The following is a 14,890-nucleotide window of genomic DNA, read 5'->3' as shown; positions in this document are numbered from 1 at the left end:
ACCTCCCGTGGTCCTTCCTCACCCACACCCGACTGACAATCCATCCCTAACCACCACAGAACTAACGAAAAACTCAGTAGGAGCTGTTTTGGGTTCGGATCATGTGGTTGTGGTGAGGAGCTTCAGCCACATGCTCGATCCTCGGAGGTGGAGTCCGGCCTCGTAGCTCTCGGGGGTCTTGTCATAGCGGGTGGCCAGGCCGCGCCAGGTCTTGATCTTCTGGAAGCAGCGGCGGAAGCAGTACCCGTCCATTTCCGGGCTGAGTGTGCTGTCGGGGTCTGCGCTGTAGATCTCGGGCCGGTCGCTGATCAGCAGAATGCCGCGGAACCCGGCGCCGTTGTTCCCGATGCCCTCACCGACCTCCTCCGAACTCTGCGCGAGCTCGACGTCCCGCCAGGTGAAGGGCGTGCCGCCGTTGGCGACAGGCGTCGGTCCGACGAGTGGACCGGGCACGGTCTCATCGGCGTGAGGGGCGCCGTCGGACGCTTCAGCAACGGTTGGTCCTCACCAACTCGTCGTGGGGGGGGACCGCGTCACTACGTAGTCGTGTTCTCCCGTTTTTGGAGTGCGGCGTCAGCGAACGGCGAGGTGGTGGAAGAGGGTGCCGGGGAGGGAATCTTTCCTCGTTGCCGGAGGTCTGTGATGCAGGCGTCGGCTACGGACTCCCCTGTGGGTGGCGGTGCGATGTCGAGGTCGGCGAAGCGCTGGAAGGTGTGGTGGTTGGAGCTGGGCACGGGCGTGTAGTGGTCCTCGGTGAGGAAGAGGCCCTCAGGGGTTCGCCTGCTGAGCAGCGGCAGCAGCGGGGTCAGGGCATTGCTGTGGTGTTGTGCGATGTCGTCGTGCAGTGCGGCGACCCACTTTCCGTAGGGCAGGACATCGAGGGGGTAGCCGTGGTGGGCGAGGCGTTCGATGAGCTGCGACCAGCGGTAGCTGCCGGGGAGGGTGATGTTGTAGGTCTCGCCTGGCCGACGGGCGTTGAGGGCGAGTGCGCGGAGGGCTGTGGTGGCGAAGTCGACGGGCGCGAACATCAGGTTGTAGTCGAGGGCTGCGGTGCGGCCCATCTGGATGCAGCCGATGATGTCGCGGTAGAGGAAGGTGTTGGTGTCCCCGCTTGTGTGGCCGGTGTGGCCGGTGACGGAGCCGAGACGGTGAATCGTGACGGGCACGCCGACTGCGGCGGCACTCTTTGCGAGGTGCTCCGCGTGGAGTTTGGTGCAGGCGTAGCCGTTGAGGAGACGGTCGAGCGGACCGGTGGCGGACTGTTCGGTGATTCCCTGAGGAGTGTCGTGTCCGCGGGGCCAGTAGACGCTCATGGTCGAGATGTGGTGCAGCCAGGACAACCGCCCGGCTGCGGCCAGTCCGATGAGCGTCCGAGTGCCGTCGATGTTGGTGCCGCGCAGCACACTTGCGGGGGCGACCTGGTCCACGAGGGCCGCGGCGTGGAAGATGTGGTCCACGCCATGGGCGAGGTTTTGGAAGTCCTCCTCGTTCAGGCCGAGTCGGCGAGTGGCAAGGTCTCCCGGCAGGAATTCCACCCGGTCGGGTGCGAGGTCGTCCGGCAGGTGCCGACGGGACAGGTTGTCGCGTACGCGGGCTTCGGCGCAGTGCCGGTCGCTGGCGCGGACCAGACAGATGATGCGGGCGGTAGTGGAGCGCTGGAGTTCGGCGAGCAAGTGGACGCCGACGTATCCGGTCGCCCCGGTCAGCAGGATGCGCTGTGGGGGCCCGGTCGGTGGCGGAGGGTCACTCACCTGGAGACCGGTCAGGTCATGCTGTTCGACGGCCGGTTCCTCGGCGGCAAAAGAGTCGACGTCACAGCCCGCCCTGGTCCACTGCGCCAGGTGGTGCAGTCGCCGCGGTGTGGAGGCCACGTACAGGGTGTGGCTCGGCAGGTGGAGGCCGAGTTGTTCGGAGACGCGGGCTGCGGCGGTCACCGCGGTGAGAGAGTGACCGCCGGCGAGGAAGAAGTCGTCGTCGGCACTCAGACTCTGCAGGCCGAGTAGGTCGGCCAGACAGGCGGCCACCGGGTCGCCTGCTGACGCGTGATCAGTAGACGCGAGCTGGCGCCAGGAGTCGGGGGCGGTCAGGGCGTCGCGGTCGACCTTTCCGTTCGGTGTGCGTGGCAGCCGGTCGAGAAAGGTGAAGTGGGAGGGGATCATGGCCGGGGGCAGAGTGGATGCGAGGTGCTCCCGCAGGCCGGCGGTATCCAGTGTGCTGTCGGGGCTTGCCACCAGGTGAGCGACCAGGCGCCGGTCGTCGGGGCCGTGTTCCCACACGGTGACGGCGGAATCGACAACTTCGGGTGCGTGAGCAGGGCTTTACGGACTTCTTCGGGTTCGACCCGGTTCCCTCGGATCTTGACCTGATCGTCCACTCGCCCGACGAACATCAGCTCCTGCCCGGAGATTTCGCGGACCAGGTCTCCGGTGCGATAACGGCGGGAACATTCCTGCCCGGCCGACGCGCGGTGCGAGAAGCGGTCGGCCGTCAGGTCTGGATCCACGTACCCGGGGACCACGTTGGCGCCGCCGAGATGCAGTTCGCCTACCTCGCCCGAGTGTACCGGGTCTCCCTTTTCGTCCAGGACGTCGGCCATGATGCCCCGGACCGGTCGGCCGATGGGGGCGACGGCGTGTTGCGAGGTTTCCCGCGCGTCGACGACGTGCAGGGTGGCACAGATCGACGCCTCGGTGGGTCCGTAGCCGTTGAGGATGCGCAGACCGGGAAGGGCTGTGGTGAGATCGGTCAGTAAGTCCGCGGCAATCGGTTCGACGCCGACGAGGAGCCGGGTGAGCGCGAGCCGGGGCTCGGCGTCGCGAGCCTGGGCTCGTTCCAGCAGCGCGGGCAGCATGAAGCCCGGAACATAAGCTCCGCGGACGGATTGGGCGGCCAGCCACCTGGTGTAGGCGTCGGCGTCCGCGCGCAGTGCGGGATCAGGGATGAGGAGTTCGCAGCCCTGCAGCAGCGCCGAGAAGCACTCATAGATCGACACGTCGAAGGACGGGTTGCACCACCAGGCGCAGCGGTCAGCGGGACGGAGTTCGGCTTTGTCCTGGATGTCGTCCAGGACGTTGAGAACACCGCGGTTGATGCCTCGCACCCCTTTCGGGCGGCCGGTCGATCCGGAGGTGAACAGAACGTAGGCGACATCGTCCAGCGAGGTGCGTGATGTGGGGGTCGCGTTGCTGCGACATCGCTCCCGGCAGACGGAAGCCAACTCAGCTTCGGGCAGCCCGACGGCGCGGGCGTTCCAGCCCTGTGGACCGGTGAGGAGCAAAGCGGCAGCCGCATCGTCCACCATGGCCGCGCGTCGGGCCGGGGGCAGTTGGGGATCGAGAGGCAGCCAGGTACAGCCGGCCTGTAGGACGCCGAGCACTCCGGCCAGGAAGTCGGCGGAGGGTGGGGCGCACAGCCCCACGACACCACCGGGTGCCACGTCGTGGGCCAGGACGATGTCGCACACCGCTTGCGCACGCTGGGCGAGTTCGCCGTAGGACACAACCCGGTCGCCTCGTACAGCGGCAAGAGACGGGTTCTTGGCCGCGCGGTGAAGGAAACGGCCGGAGAGAGATGCGGGGGGATGCATGGATCTCCTACGGAATATAGGTGAACTGTCGTGAGGCCGTCGGCGCGAACGGCGCCTGGAAGGCACATCGGCGAAGTACCGGCCGCGTCACGAGGCGCGGAGGCCGGCCGGCTCGTCGAGGCTCCGCCAGACGTCGGGGCGAAGCCCGGGACGCACGTGACAGCGGAAAGTAATCACCCTAAAACGTTACGTACGAAGTTGGGAGAGGCGCAGAAGTCAGTGTGGAGCGCAGACTCCTTCCCGACCACGTGCTGGCGCACGCCAGATCACCGCACCCACCCGCCCACTACCCCGTTCTTGCGCGCACGGGCAGCAGACGCCCATTCATCCAAGATCTTCGGACCGCACAGCTTTGACCAGCGACAACCAGGGCGTTTCTGATGGCTCTTGGCCGGTGTCGCGGAGCCATCAGAAAGGACCTAGCCGTGGGTGCGGATGCGCTGTTCACCGTCGGGGGTGACGGTCACCTCGTAGTCCGGAAGGCGAGGCCACCCGTACTCGCGCCATGGCCCTGCCTCGCGTTGTGAGGTGAGTTTCATGAAGGACAGGTCCGTGATCAGCGCGCCGCGTGCGCCGCCCTCCCCGTCCGGTCGCAGCCACATGAGGGCGTCTCGGTTCATGGGCGTGGCGATCGGGGTGATGATGAGCCCGCCCGCCTTGACCTGCCGCAGCCACGCGGCCGGGACCTGGCGCACGCCGGCGGTGGAGATCAGGCGGTCGTACGGTGCTCCCGCCTCCCAGCCCTGCTCCCCGTCGGCCGCATGGACGTGGATGTCGTATCCGGCCCTCTGGAGGCTGGCTCGTGCCAGGTCAGCGAGTTCGTGCTGCACCTCGACGGTGGTCAGGTTCCCGGGTCCGACGCGTTCGGCGGTCAGGGCGGCGCTGTAGCCGGCGCCGGTACCGATCTCCAGCACCCGTTCGCCGGGCGCGGGGTTGAGGTAGTGGAGCATGTCGACGACGACGGCCGGGCACGAGAGCGAAGAGGTGAAGACGCTGCTGACGGTGGGCCCGTCCTCGATGCGCACGGCGCCGTCGGCAATCTGTGTGATCAACGCCAGTCGGGGGCTGTAGACGGCCCGCAGCCACGTCTCGGGCTGCTCACGGCGGTCGAGGACCGGGTACCGGCCATCCTCCTCCCGCTTGGGTACCCACACCCGAGTGGGGGTGTAGTCCTCCCGCGGCACAGCGAAGAAGGCTCTGCGCAGCCACGGCCGGTCGTTGAAGTACCCGAGCCTGCCGTACGTGTCGATCTCGGCCACGCACTTCTCACGCAGCTCCACCACCGTCGCCATCAGCGGGCCTTAGCGGCTGGGCGGGCCGCCACCCATGCGGTCCTCGTCGCTGCCGCCCGGGTCACCGTTCGTGCTCGGCCCGGTAGGGCCGCCGGTGCCTTCTGGTTCAGGGTCGCTGCCGTTGGGCGTCTCGGGTGTCGTCATACCGGGAGTGTGGCGCGAGCGGCCACCCCACGCCAAGGCCGCTCGCACGACGACAAGACGTTCGGCCATCACACGCTTGTGCTCATGGGGGACGAGGACGCCGAGCAGCCTGTATCGCTGAGCGCCGATGAGTCGTACCGCTCCCCCGGTCCGCCGTCCCACCGGTGAGGGGTATTTGACTCAACTCGACAAATCACAACACTGTTACCGTAAGTATCAATTTGACTACATGAAGTGATAGCAGTGGAGCGTTGAGATGCTGGAAATTCCGTCGCGTACGGGCGCGTGCGCGATCGTGGGGCTGGGGTGTCGGCTGCCCGGTGGAATCACGGGTCTGGCCGGATTGTGGGAGGCGTTGGAGGCCGGGCGTGATCTGGTCGGGACGGTACCCGATGACCGGTTCGAGGCTTCGCGGTTCGTGGACACCGCGATGCCGCGGCCGGGGAAGTCATATACCGCGCGGGGCGGATTCCTGACCGATGTCGCGGGATTTGACGCGGACTACTTCGGGATCTCGCCGCGGGAGGCAGCGCAGATGGACCCGCAGCACCGGCTGCTGCTGGAGACCTCCGTCGAGGCGCTGGATGACGCGGGGATCGCCCCTGGGACGCTGGCGGGCTCCGACACTTGTGTGTTTGTCGGTGTCTCGGATTTCTCCTACGGCGGCCTGCAAATGCACAGGGCACGGAAAATGAATGCCTATTCGACGGCGGGCAGTATGCATGCGATCGCGGCGAACCGGCTGTCGCATTTCTTCGATCTGCGCGGGCCGAGCATGGCGATCGACACCGCCTGCTCTTCCTCGCTGTTGGCCGTGGAACGCGCTTGTCGTGAAGTTACCCTGGGCAGCAGCCGGGTGGCGCTGGCGGGCGGAGTCAATGTGGTGCTGAATCCGAAGGTGTATGTCGGGTTCAGTCAGGCGTCGTTGCTGTCGAAGCGGGGGCGTTGTGCGGCGTTCTCGGCGGACGCCGACGGATTCGTGCGGGCCGAGGGCGCCGGCGTGGTGGTGCTCAAGTCCCTGGCCGACGCCCTGGCCGACGGAGACCGGGTGCACGGGGTGATCGTCGCGGCAGGCAGCAACTGCGACGGCCGCACCGCAGGGCTGTCCCTGCCCAATGCTCAGGCACAGGAGGACCTGCTGCGGCAGGTGTACGAACGGGCCGGGATCGAGCCCGACGAGGTCGCGTATGTGGAGGCGCACGGTACCGGAACACAGGCGGGCGATCCGGCCGAGTGCGCCGCGCTGGGCCGGGTGCTGGGCGCCGGACGGACGCGGGGGCGTTGCCCATCGGGTCGGTGAAGTCCAACGTGGGGCACTTGGAGTCGGCGTCGGGCATGGCCGGGCTGTTCAAGGCCCTCGGTGTGCTGCGGTACGGCACGATCCCGGCGTCGCTGCACCTGGAACCGCTCAACCCTGGCATCGATTTCGGCGGGCTGGGCCTGGAGCCGGTCGCACGGCCGCGCCCGCTGGCACCGCGGGACGGGCGCCGCTTCGTGGGCGTCAACTCCTTCGGGCTCGGCGGGGCCAACGCCCATGTCGTCGTGTCCGCGCCTCCGCCTGCCGCGTCGTCCTGCGGTGCTGCCCCGGACGGTGAACTGCCGGTGCTCGCCTCGGGGCATACTCCGCGGGCGGCCGAGGAGGCGGCGCGGCGGCTCGCCGCCCGGTTGACGGCAGCCGACCCCGCGGAACCGGCGGAGTTCTACGACATCGCGGCCACCAGCACGGTACGCCGGGCCCGGCACCGCTACCGGCGGGTGGCGCTGGCCTCCTCCGCGCACGAAGCCGCGCACGTCCTGACCGCCAGCGACATGACAGGCGCGGACACGGCCGGTGAGGCGGTCAAGGAGGGCCGTGTCGGACTGGTCTTCGCGGGCAACGGCTCGCAGTGGGCGGGCATGGGTGCCGACCTGCTGGCCGAGGACGCGGTGTTCCGTGCCGAGGTGGAAGCGGTGGACGCCGCGCTGGAGCCCCGGCTGGGCTGGTCGGTCGTCGCGCAGTTGCGCCGGCCGGCGGTCGAGTGGGACCTCACGGCCACCGAAGTGGCCCAGCCGCTGTTGTTCGCGATGCAGGCCGGGGTCACCGCGGTTCTGCGCGAGCGGGGCGTGCGGTGGACGGTCGCGCTCGGGCACAGCTTCGGTGAGATGGCCGCCGCGTATGCCGTCGGTGCCTTGACGCTGGAGGAGGCGGCGTGGGTGGTCGCCGAGCGCGGCCGGGCCCAGGCGGTGACCGCCGGTGGGGGCCGGATGGCCGCGATGGGGCTGCCGTCGGCCGAGGCGGAGCGGGTCCTGTCCGCCTACCCGGGCCTGGTCACGGCCGCCGTGAACAGTGCCAGGGACGTGACGGTCGCCGGGCCTGAGACCGAGCTGAAGATGTTGGGTGACGAGTTGACGGCGCGGGACGTGTTCTTCCGGATCATGGACCTCGACTACGCTTTTCACAGTCCGGCGATGGAGCCGGTCCAGGCACCGCTCAAGGCCGCTCTGGCCGGGCTGGCGCCGCGCGGGAGCACCGGGGCGCTGATCTCCACGGTCACCGGGGGTGCCGTGCCGGAGAGCGGTCTGGACGCCGACTACTGGTGGCGGAACACCCGCGAGCCGGTCAGGTTCACCGACGCCGTCGAGCACGCTCTGGACAGGGACGTCGACGTCCTGCTGGAGGTCGGCCCCCACCCCGTACTGCGAACGTATCTGCGCCGGATCACCGCAGGCCGCGACCGGGTGGCCGTCCTCCCCACGCTGCGCCGCGACGCCCCCGGTCCCCTCGCGCTGCGCCGGTCGGTGGAGGCGCTGCTCGCGGCCGGGGCCGAGACGGACTGGGCGCGCTGGTTCCCGCGCCCCGCCAAGGTGGCGGAGCTTCCCGCGTATCCGTGGCAGCGGGAGCGGCACTGGAGTGGCACACCGCAGCAGTGGGTCATCAGCAGCGGATCGGGACGGCTGGACCATCCCCTGCTGGGCGAGCGGCTGCCGTCGGCCAAACCTTCCTGGCAGGGGCCCGTCGAACCCGCTCTGGTGCCCTGGCTGGCCGATCACAAGGTGGCCGGATCGGTGGTGTTTCCCGCGGCCGCTTACGCGGAGATGGCGCTCGCGGCAGGCCGACGGGTGCTGGACGGGCCGGTGGAACTGGCCTGGATGGACATCAGCCGTCCTCTGGTCGTCCCGTGGGACCGGGCCGGTGACGTCCGGACGCAGTTGGCGTACTCGCCCGATGACGGCATGGTCTCCGTCACCAGCACCGAGGACGCCGACGGCGACGATGCCGTGGAGGCATCACCGCGGCTGCACGCCCGGTGCCGGGTCCGCGAGCTGATCGGCCGCCCACCCGCCCGGGTCGATCTGACCGGGGTGCGCGCCCGCTGCGCGCGCCGCGGCGATGCCGGCGCCCTGTATCCGCAACTGGCTTCGGCCGGCCTGGAGTACGGTCCCGCGTTCCGGCAACTGGTGCGGCTCCACCTCGGGGACGGGGAGGCACTGGCCGCCTACCGGCACACCACCGACGCTCCCGATGCCGGACAGTACGTGGTGCATCCGGCGCTGCTGGACGGCGCGATCCAGGCGTGTGTGCCGCTCGTGACCGCGCGGACGGGTGCGGGGCAGTGCTGGCTTCCCTCCTCGATGGGAGCCGTACGTGTGTGGCGCGGCCCGTCCGCCTCGGGCATGCTGCACGTCCGCGACCGCACGTGCGGCACGGTCGAGTTGTGCTTCGACATCACCGTCACCGACCCCGACGGCAGCGTCACCGCCGAGCTGGAGGGGGTGCGGCTGCGGCGCATGCCCAGCCCTGCCGAACGGCCGCCGCTCAGGTACGAGACCGTGCTGCGCGCTGCTCCGCATCTTCACCTGCCGGCCCCGCTGTCGCCGCTACCCGGCAACCACGACCTTGCCGCGGGCGCGGCGGGGAGTGTCGCGGAGCTGGAGGCCGGCTGGCGCGCCGCGAATTTCGCGGAGTTCAGCGAGCGGCAGAAGCATCTGACCGCTCATGTGGCCGCAGCCACGTTCGCCAGCCTGCTGCCCGCGGACGCGACCGAGTTCACACTCGCTGATCTCGTCCGGCAGGGCATGGTTCCCGGACACGGGCGGCTGGCGGAAGCTCTGCTCGGCCTGATGTCCCGTCACGGACTGGCCACTGCCCGTGAGGGCGGACGGTGGCAACTGACAGGTACCGCGGACCCGGCACCCCTCCTGGCCCGGCTGCCGTTCGACTTCCCGGCCGTCGGCGCCGAAGTACGGCTGGCCGTAGAGCAGTTGGCACACCTGCCGCGGGTACTGCGCGGCCAGCTCGATGCCCCGCGTCTGCTGACCGGCCAGGGAATGCGAAGGGTTCTGGAGCAGTTGTACGACGTGGCACCGTCCTGCCGGTTCCACAACCGGATCGTCGCCGCCCTGGCGGAACAGACCGTGCGTGTCTGGCCCGCGGACCGGCCCCTGCGCATTCTGGAGATCGGCGCCGGCACCGGTGGTACGACCGCCGCACTCCTGCCGCTGCTGCCCCCGGAGCGAACCGTCTACCACTTCACGGACGTGTCCGGGGAATCCCTCACCCGCGCCCGGCACCGTTTCAGCGACCACCCCTTCGTCGGCTACCGCACGTTCGACCTGGACGCCGACCCCGCCGAGCAGGGCTTCGCCGAGGGCACATACGACCTGATCGTCGCGGCCGATTCCCTGCACACCGCGACCGACCTGCGGGCGGCCCTGCACCACGTGCGCGGTCTGCTGGCTCCCGGCGGCCGGCTTGTGGCATTCGAGACACACGACACGGACCACCTGCTGCCGCTCTTCGGCGCGCTGGACAGTTTCTGGCGCCACACCGACACCCTCCGTTCCGCCTCCCCCTTGCTGAACCGGGAGCAGTGGGCGGACGCGCTGCGGGGGTGCGGCCTCGGCGATGTTGTCTGCCTCGGTGACACCATCGAACCGGCCGGCCGGGACATCGCTTCGGTGCTGCTGGCCTCGGCCTCCCCGGACGAGCCGGCCCAGCCCGAACTGCCCCGGCCGGAGGACGGCACCCGGTGGCTCGTGGCCACCGAGAGCGAGCCGGAGACGCCACTGGCCGAGCATCTGGCCGGGCTCCTGCCCGGTGGCCCGCGTTCCGTCCCGGTCGTGCCCGCACCCGCCGATCCGGCGGTCTGGGCGGAAACGCTCACGGGTGACGGCGATCCCGCCATCGTGCTCGTGCTGGGTGAGTCCCCCGTCGGCCCGCAGGCCATGCTCGACCAGGCCGTGCACCGTGCGGCCATGCTGCGCGCTCTGGCCGTGGCCTGCCAGAACCTGCCGACGGGCAGCAGGCCGGCCCTGTGGCTGGTGACCCGGCCGAGCGGCGCGCTGCCCGCGCCCGAACGGGCCCGCCAGCCGCAGGACGCCGCCGCCTGGGGCATGGCCCGCACCCTGGCGAACGAACACCCCGGCCTGCGCGTGACCCGGCTGTCGCTGGAGCGCCAGGATGATCCGGCCGCCGACGCGCACCGGTTGGCCCGCGAACTGCTGGAGCGGGACACGTCGAGCACCGACGGCACCCCGGCAGCGCGTGAAGACGAGATCGCGCTCACCGCCGGAGGCCGCTTCGTCCCCCGGGAACGCGGGCTCCCCTGCGGCGAACACGTCACGCAGGGCGACGGGGAACCCTTCGCCCTGGAGATCGGTGCGCCCGGTCTGTCGTACGAGCCGGTCTGGACGCCAGCCCGCTCCCTCGCCCCCGGCCTGGGCGAGGTGGTCATCGAGGTGCGCGCCGCGGCGCTGAACTACCGCGACATCATGCAGGCGACAGGTCTGCTGCCCCCGAGGCAGCGGAAGAGGCGTACGGGGACAAGGGCCTCGGCCTGGAATGTGCCGGGACCGTCACGGCCGTCGGCGAGGGCGTACACGACCTGAGCGTGGGAGACCGGGTCTGCGCCTTCACCCGTGCGAGCCTGGCCTCGCACACGCTGGCTCCCGCATGGTCAGTGGTGCCGATCCCCCGTCATATCGCTTTCGCGGAGGCCGCGACCATGCCGGTGGCCTTCCTGACAGCCCACTACGCGCTGCACGACCTGGCGCGGCTGAGGGGCGGCGAGACCGTGCTCGTGCACGGCGCCGCCGGAGGGGTCGGTCTGGCCGCCATCCAGTACGCCCGCCTGGTGGGCGCCACGGTGATCGCCACAGCGGGCAGCCCGGACAAGCGCGACCTGCTGCGTGCTCTGGGCGTCGAGCACGTGCTGGACTCCCGCACCCTGGACTTCGCAGAGCAGGCCCGGCGCGTCACCGAGGGGAAGGGGGTCGACGTGATCGTCAACTCGCTCGCCGGGCAGGCCATCGACCGCGGCCTGGAGACGCTGAGGTCCGGCGGCCGGTTCATCGAACTGGGCAAGCGTGACATCTACGCCAACAAGCCGCTCCCCATGCGGTCCCTGGACCGCAATCTCGCGTTCTTCGTCGTCAATTTCAACGCCATGCTGTCCGACGCGAACGGACGTGACCATGGATGGCATCTGCTGGCCGAGGTCGCCGAACGCGTGGCGGACGGCCGCTACCGGCCGCTGCCGCACACGGTGTACCCCGCCGCACGGGTCGAAGAAGCCTTCACGTTGCTTCAGCACTCACGGCACATCGGCAAGGTCGTCGTGAGCCTCGCCCCCGAGGACGGCCCGGTTCCCCTCCGTGTCCGGCCCGAGCCGCTCCGGCTCGACCCCGACGGCAGCTACCTGGTCACCGGCGGTCTGGGCGGATTCGGCGCCGCGACCGCCCTCCGGCTCGCCGAGCGCGGCGCCCGCCACCTGGCTCTGGTCTCCCGCCGTGGCGCGGACACCCCGGGGGCATCTGCCCTGCTGTCCGGCCTGGCGGCGCGGGGTGTGAAGGCCACACCATATGCCGCCGACGTCACCGACACCGCCGCCATGGCCGAGGTCATCGACCGCGTCGACGCCACCGGGCACCGGCTCACAGGGGTCGTCCACGCGGCCATGGTCCTCGACGACGCCCCGCTCACCGAACTGGCCGAGGAACGGATCCGCACGGTCCTGGCCCCCAAGATGGCGGGCGCCGCGGTCCTGGACACCTTGACCCGCGAGCGCGACCTGCGACTGTTCTGGACGTACTCCTCCTTCGCCGCGGCGATCGGCAACATCAAGCAGGCTCCCTACGCCGGCGGCAACCTGTTCACCGAGGCACTGACCCGGCAGCGGCACGGCACCGTACCGGCCCTGGCCGTCGCCTGGGGTGCCCTGGGAGAGTCCGGCCACGTCGCCCGCGAGGGTCTGGCACCGGCCATGGAAGCGCTCGGCGTCGCTTCGCTCGGCTCCCGCGAGGCGCTGGACGCCGCGGAGACACTCGCGGCCTCCGGTGCCGCCGTCGCCGGCGTCGGGCGTTACGACTGGGGCCGGACGCACCAGTTCCTGCCCGCGTTGGCCACGCCCCGCTTCGCGGCGCTGCTCCCTGCCGGGGGCGAACCCGACGGTGGCACACGCCAGAACCTGATGGCCTCCTTGGTCGGCCTCACCGCCGACGAGGCACTGGTGACCGTCAGCGACGCGCTGGCGGATCTGCTGGCCGGGATTCTGCAAACCGAGGCCGCACGGCTGGCACCCGGGGTGCCGATTCAGGATTACGGCGTCGACTCCCTGATGGCGGCCGAACTGCTCACCACGCTCAGACAACGTTTCGACGTGGAGATCCCGCCCCTGGAACTCCTCCAGGGCGGCGTCACTCTCCACGACCTCGCCCGCCACGTACTGCTGCGCCTCGGGCACCGCGCCGCCGACGCCGCGACCGCATGAGGAGGGCCCGCACCGTGACGTGTCAGGAACCCCGATCCCCCGCGACGGCCCCTGCCGAAGGCTTCCTCGACTTCGGCCCGCTCATCGGTGGCGTCACGGCCCCCGGCCCGGTGGAGTGGGTCCACGCACTCCGCGCGACCGCGCTGATCGACGACCCCGTCGGCGCCACCTGCTACCGCAACGCCCTCGACTCCGGGCGGATGAGCGGCGATGCCCACCCGGAGATCCTCCTGGGACGATGTGCCGTCGCCGGACCCGGCCACCTGGAGGGCGCGCTGCGCACCGCACGGCAGGCGGCGGATGTCTGGGGCGGCAGTCCACTGCCCCGGCGCGCCGCCCTGGCCGAGGCGTTCCGCACCCGGCTGCGGGACCACGCCGAGGCGCTGACCGGTCTCCTGGTAGAGGAGGGGCACCCGGTCCGGCTGGCCCGCACCGAGGTCGCCGGGCTGCTCACGTTCTTCGGCCCGGAGACCACCGACTGGTGCCTGCGGCAGTTGGAGACACGGCACTCCGCCGACGGACGGACGGTGGTCGTGCGCCGGGTACCGGACGGGGTGGTGTGCGTACAGCCGCCGCAGAACACCCCGGCCCTCAGCGTCGGCGCGGCCTTCCAGTCAGTGCTGGCGGGCAACGCGCTGGTGGTGCGGCTGTCCCGGCAGGCGCCGATCGCCGCGATGTTTCTGCTGGAGCGGGTCGCCGTGCCCGCGCTCGCCGACGCCGACGCGCCGCCCGGTCTCCTTTCGGCCCTGTGCACCGACCCAGCCCAGGCACTGGACACCTGGCTGGCCAGCCCGCTGGTGGACGACGTGCTCTACTTCGGCGACTCCGTCCGGGGCGCGCGGATGGAGCAGGCGTGCCTCGCGGCGGGCAAGAAACCGGTACTGGAACTCGGCGGCAACGACATGGTCATGGTGTGGCGGGACGCACCCCTGGAGCAGGCCGTCGAGCTGCTGTTGGAGTCGTACCACGGCAGCGGCCAGATCTGCTGCGCGCCGAACGTCGCCCTCATCCACCCCGCGATCGCCGACCAGCTCACCGAACGGCTCACCGAACGCGTCCGCGCGCTGCGCCCCGGCTTCCCCGACGATCCCTCGGTGGTGCTGGCCGCCACCCCCAACACCGCCGGATACGACGCCGCGCTCGCCGACGCCCGGCGGGCGGGCGCCCGCGTCCTGACCGGCGGACGTCATCTGGACGTCAACGGGCGGCAGAGCGACACGGCCGTCTTCGCCGAACCGGCCCTGATCCGGGCCGACGGGCTCGCCCGCGCGCGGGAATTGCGCTCCGTCCGCGAGGAGACGTTCTTCCCCCTGCTGACCCTGGCCGTCCCCGATCCCGCTCCCGAGGACGAAATCCTCACCGCGATGGTGTCGTTCGTGTCCACCGGGGCGTACGGCCTGCGCAACTCCCTGCTGGCCCAGGCCCCGGAGGTCATCGACCGGTTCGTGCGGGACGTGCGCTCCTGCGGCCAGCTCCGGGTGAACGACTCGCACCTCGCGGGGGTGCCCTACCTGTCCAACCACGGTGGCCCGGGACTGAGCGGCGACCGCCACGGCGAGCTGAACTACCCGATGCTGCGCACCAGCCGCCTCCAGGGCGTGTCCGTCGCCACCAGTACGGTCCCGCCCACGCCTGCGGCGACCGCTCCGTGTGTCCCGGCCCGGCGCAGGCCCAGGGTCGAGGCCGTACGGGAGTACCCGCCCGGCTGGCCGCCCGAGGCACTACCCGGCGGACTGCCCGCCCCCTTCACCGAGGCATTCCAGCACGACCCCTACCCCACCTTGCACTGGCTGCGCGAGCACCGGCCGGTGAGCCGCGTCAGCAGCCCGGACGGTCATGGCTGGCTGCTCACCCGCTACGACGATGTCCGGCAGGCACACACCGACCCGCGCGTGACCTGCGACAGCAAGCGCACCGCCGCGGGCCGTACCTGGCTGCGGCACTGGCCCGCCGAACTGCGCGAGCGGCTCTTCACCCACCTGCTCGACGCCGACAACCCGCGCCACGCCGACATGCGCGCTGTCATGCGGCCCTTCTTCACACCCGCCCGACAGGAGCAGTGGCGCTCCCGCGTCCAGCACCTCGTCGACACCCGCATCGACCGCGTCGTCGGTCAGGGG

At 70.7% G+C, this 14,890-nt stretch carries 6 protein-coding genes and 4 pseudogenes; 4 read left to right on the top strand and 6 right to left on the bottom strand.

The features are described from left to right. Positions 1 to 99: 99 nt before the first annotated feature. From ACYVOO_RS04065 to ACYVOO_RS04040, 6 genes and pseudogenes are all read right to left on the bottom strand, one after another. Positions 100 to 453, bottom strand: coding sequence for a hypothetical protein (locus ACYVOO_RS04065; protein ID WP_461014259.1), 354 nt, complete (start codon positions 451 to 453; stop codon positions 100 to 102). An 83-nt stretch (positions 454 to 536) separates the two neighbouring features. Further along, entirely contained in the window at positions 537 to 2,159 is a 1,623-nt protein-coding gene (locus ACYVOO_RS04060) for a thioester reductase domain-containing protein (RefSeq protein ID WP_461014262.1), read from the bottom strand. A gap of 3 nt (positions 2,160 to 2,162) precedes the next feature. Next, positions 2,163 to 2,276 (bottom strand): annotated as a pseudogene (locus tag ACYVOO_RS04055) (hypothetical protein); the annotation flags it as partial. 32 nt (positions 2,277 to 2,308) lie between these two features. Then, positions 2,309 to 3,586 (bottom strand): annotated as a pseudogene (locus ACYVOO_RS04050) (amino acid adenylation domain-containing protein); the annotation flags it as partial. A 419-nt stretch (positions 3,587 to 4,005) separates the two neighbouring features. After that, on the bottom strand, positions 4,006 to 4,878 hold the full coding sequence (locus tag ACYVOO_RS04045; RefSeq protein WP_461014258.1) for a methyltransferase domain-containing protein: 873 nt from the start codon (positions 4,876 to 4,878) through the stop codon (positions 4,006 to 4,008). A 9-nt stretch (positions 4,879 to 4,887) separates the two neighbouring features. Then, positions 4,888 to 5,022 carry a hypothetical protein gene (locus tag ACYVOO_RS04040; RefSeq protein ID WP_461014257.1) on the bottom strand — a complete coding sequence of 45 codons (135 nt, stop codon included), beginning with the start codon at positions 5,020 to 5,022 and terminating at the stop codon, positions 4,888 to 4,890. 256 nt (positions 5,023 to 5,278) lie between these two features. On the opposite strand from ACYVOO_RS04040, the pseudogene ACYVOO_RS04035 reads away from it, so the two are divergent. The 4 genes and pseudogenes from ACYVOO_RS04035 to ACYVOO_RS04020 form a co-directional block, all read left to right on the top strand. After that, positions 5,279 to 9,862, top strand: a pseudogene (locus ACYVOO_RS04035) (beta-ketoacyl [acyl carrier protein] synthase domain-containing protein). Positions 9,863 to 10,607: 745 nt separating this feature from the next. Next, positions 10,608 to 10,877: pseudogene (locus ACYVOO_RS04030) on the top strand (hypothetical protein); the annotation flags it as partial. Positions 10,878 to 11,006: 129 nt separating this feature from the next. After that, positions 11,007 to 12,770, top strand: a complete 1,764-nt coding sequence (locus tag ACYVOO_RS04025) for an SDR family NAD(P)-dependent oxidoreductase (protein WP_461014256.1) — start codon at positions 11,007 to 11,009, stop codon at positions 12,768 to 12,770. A 14-nt stretch (positions 12,771 to 12,784) separates the two neighbouring features. After that, positions 12,785 to 14,890: aldehyde dehydrogenase family protein (locus tag ACYVOO_RS04020; protein ID WP_461014255.1), on the top strand; the 2,106-nt coding region annotated here is incomplete at its 3' end.

The organism is Streptomyces daliensis (genome assembly GCF_054782395.1).
The sequence above is the reverse complement of the archived record's forward strand: the minus strand, read 5'-3'. Positions and strand labels throughout refer to the sequence as shown.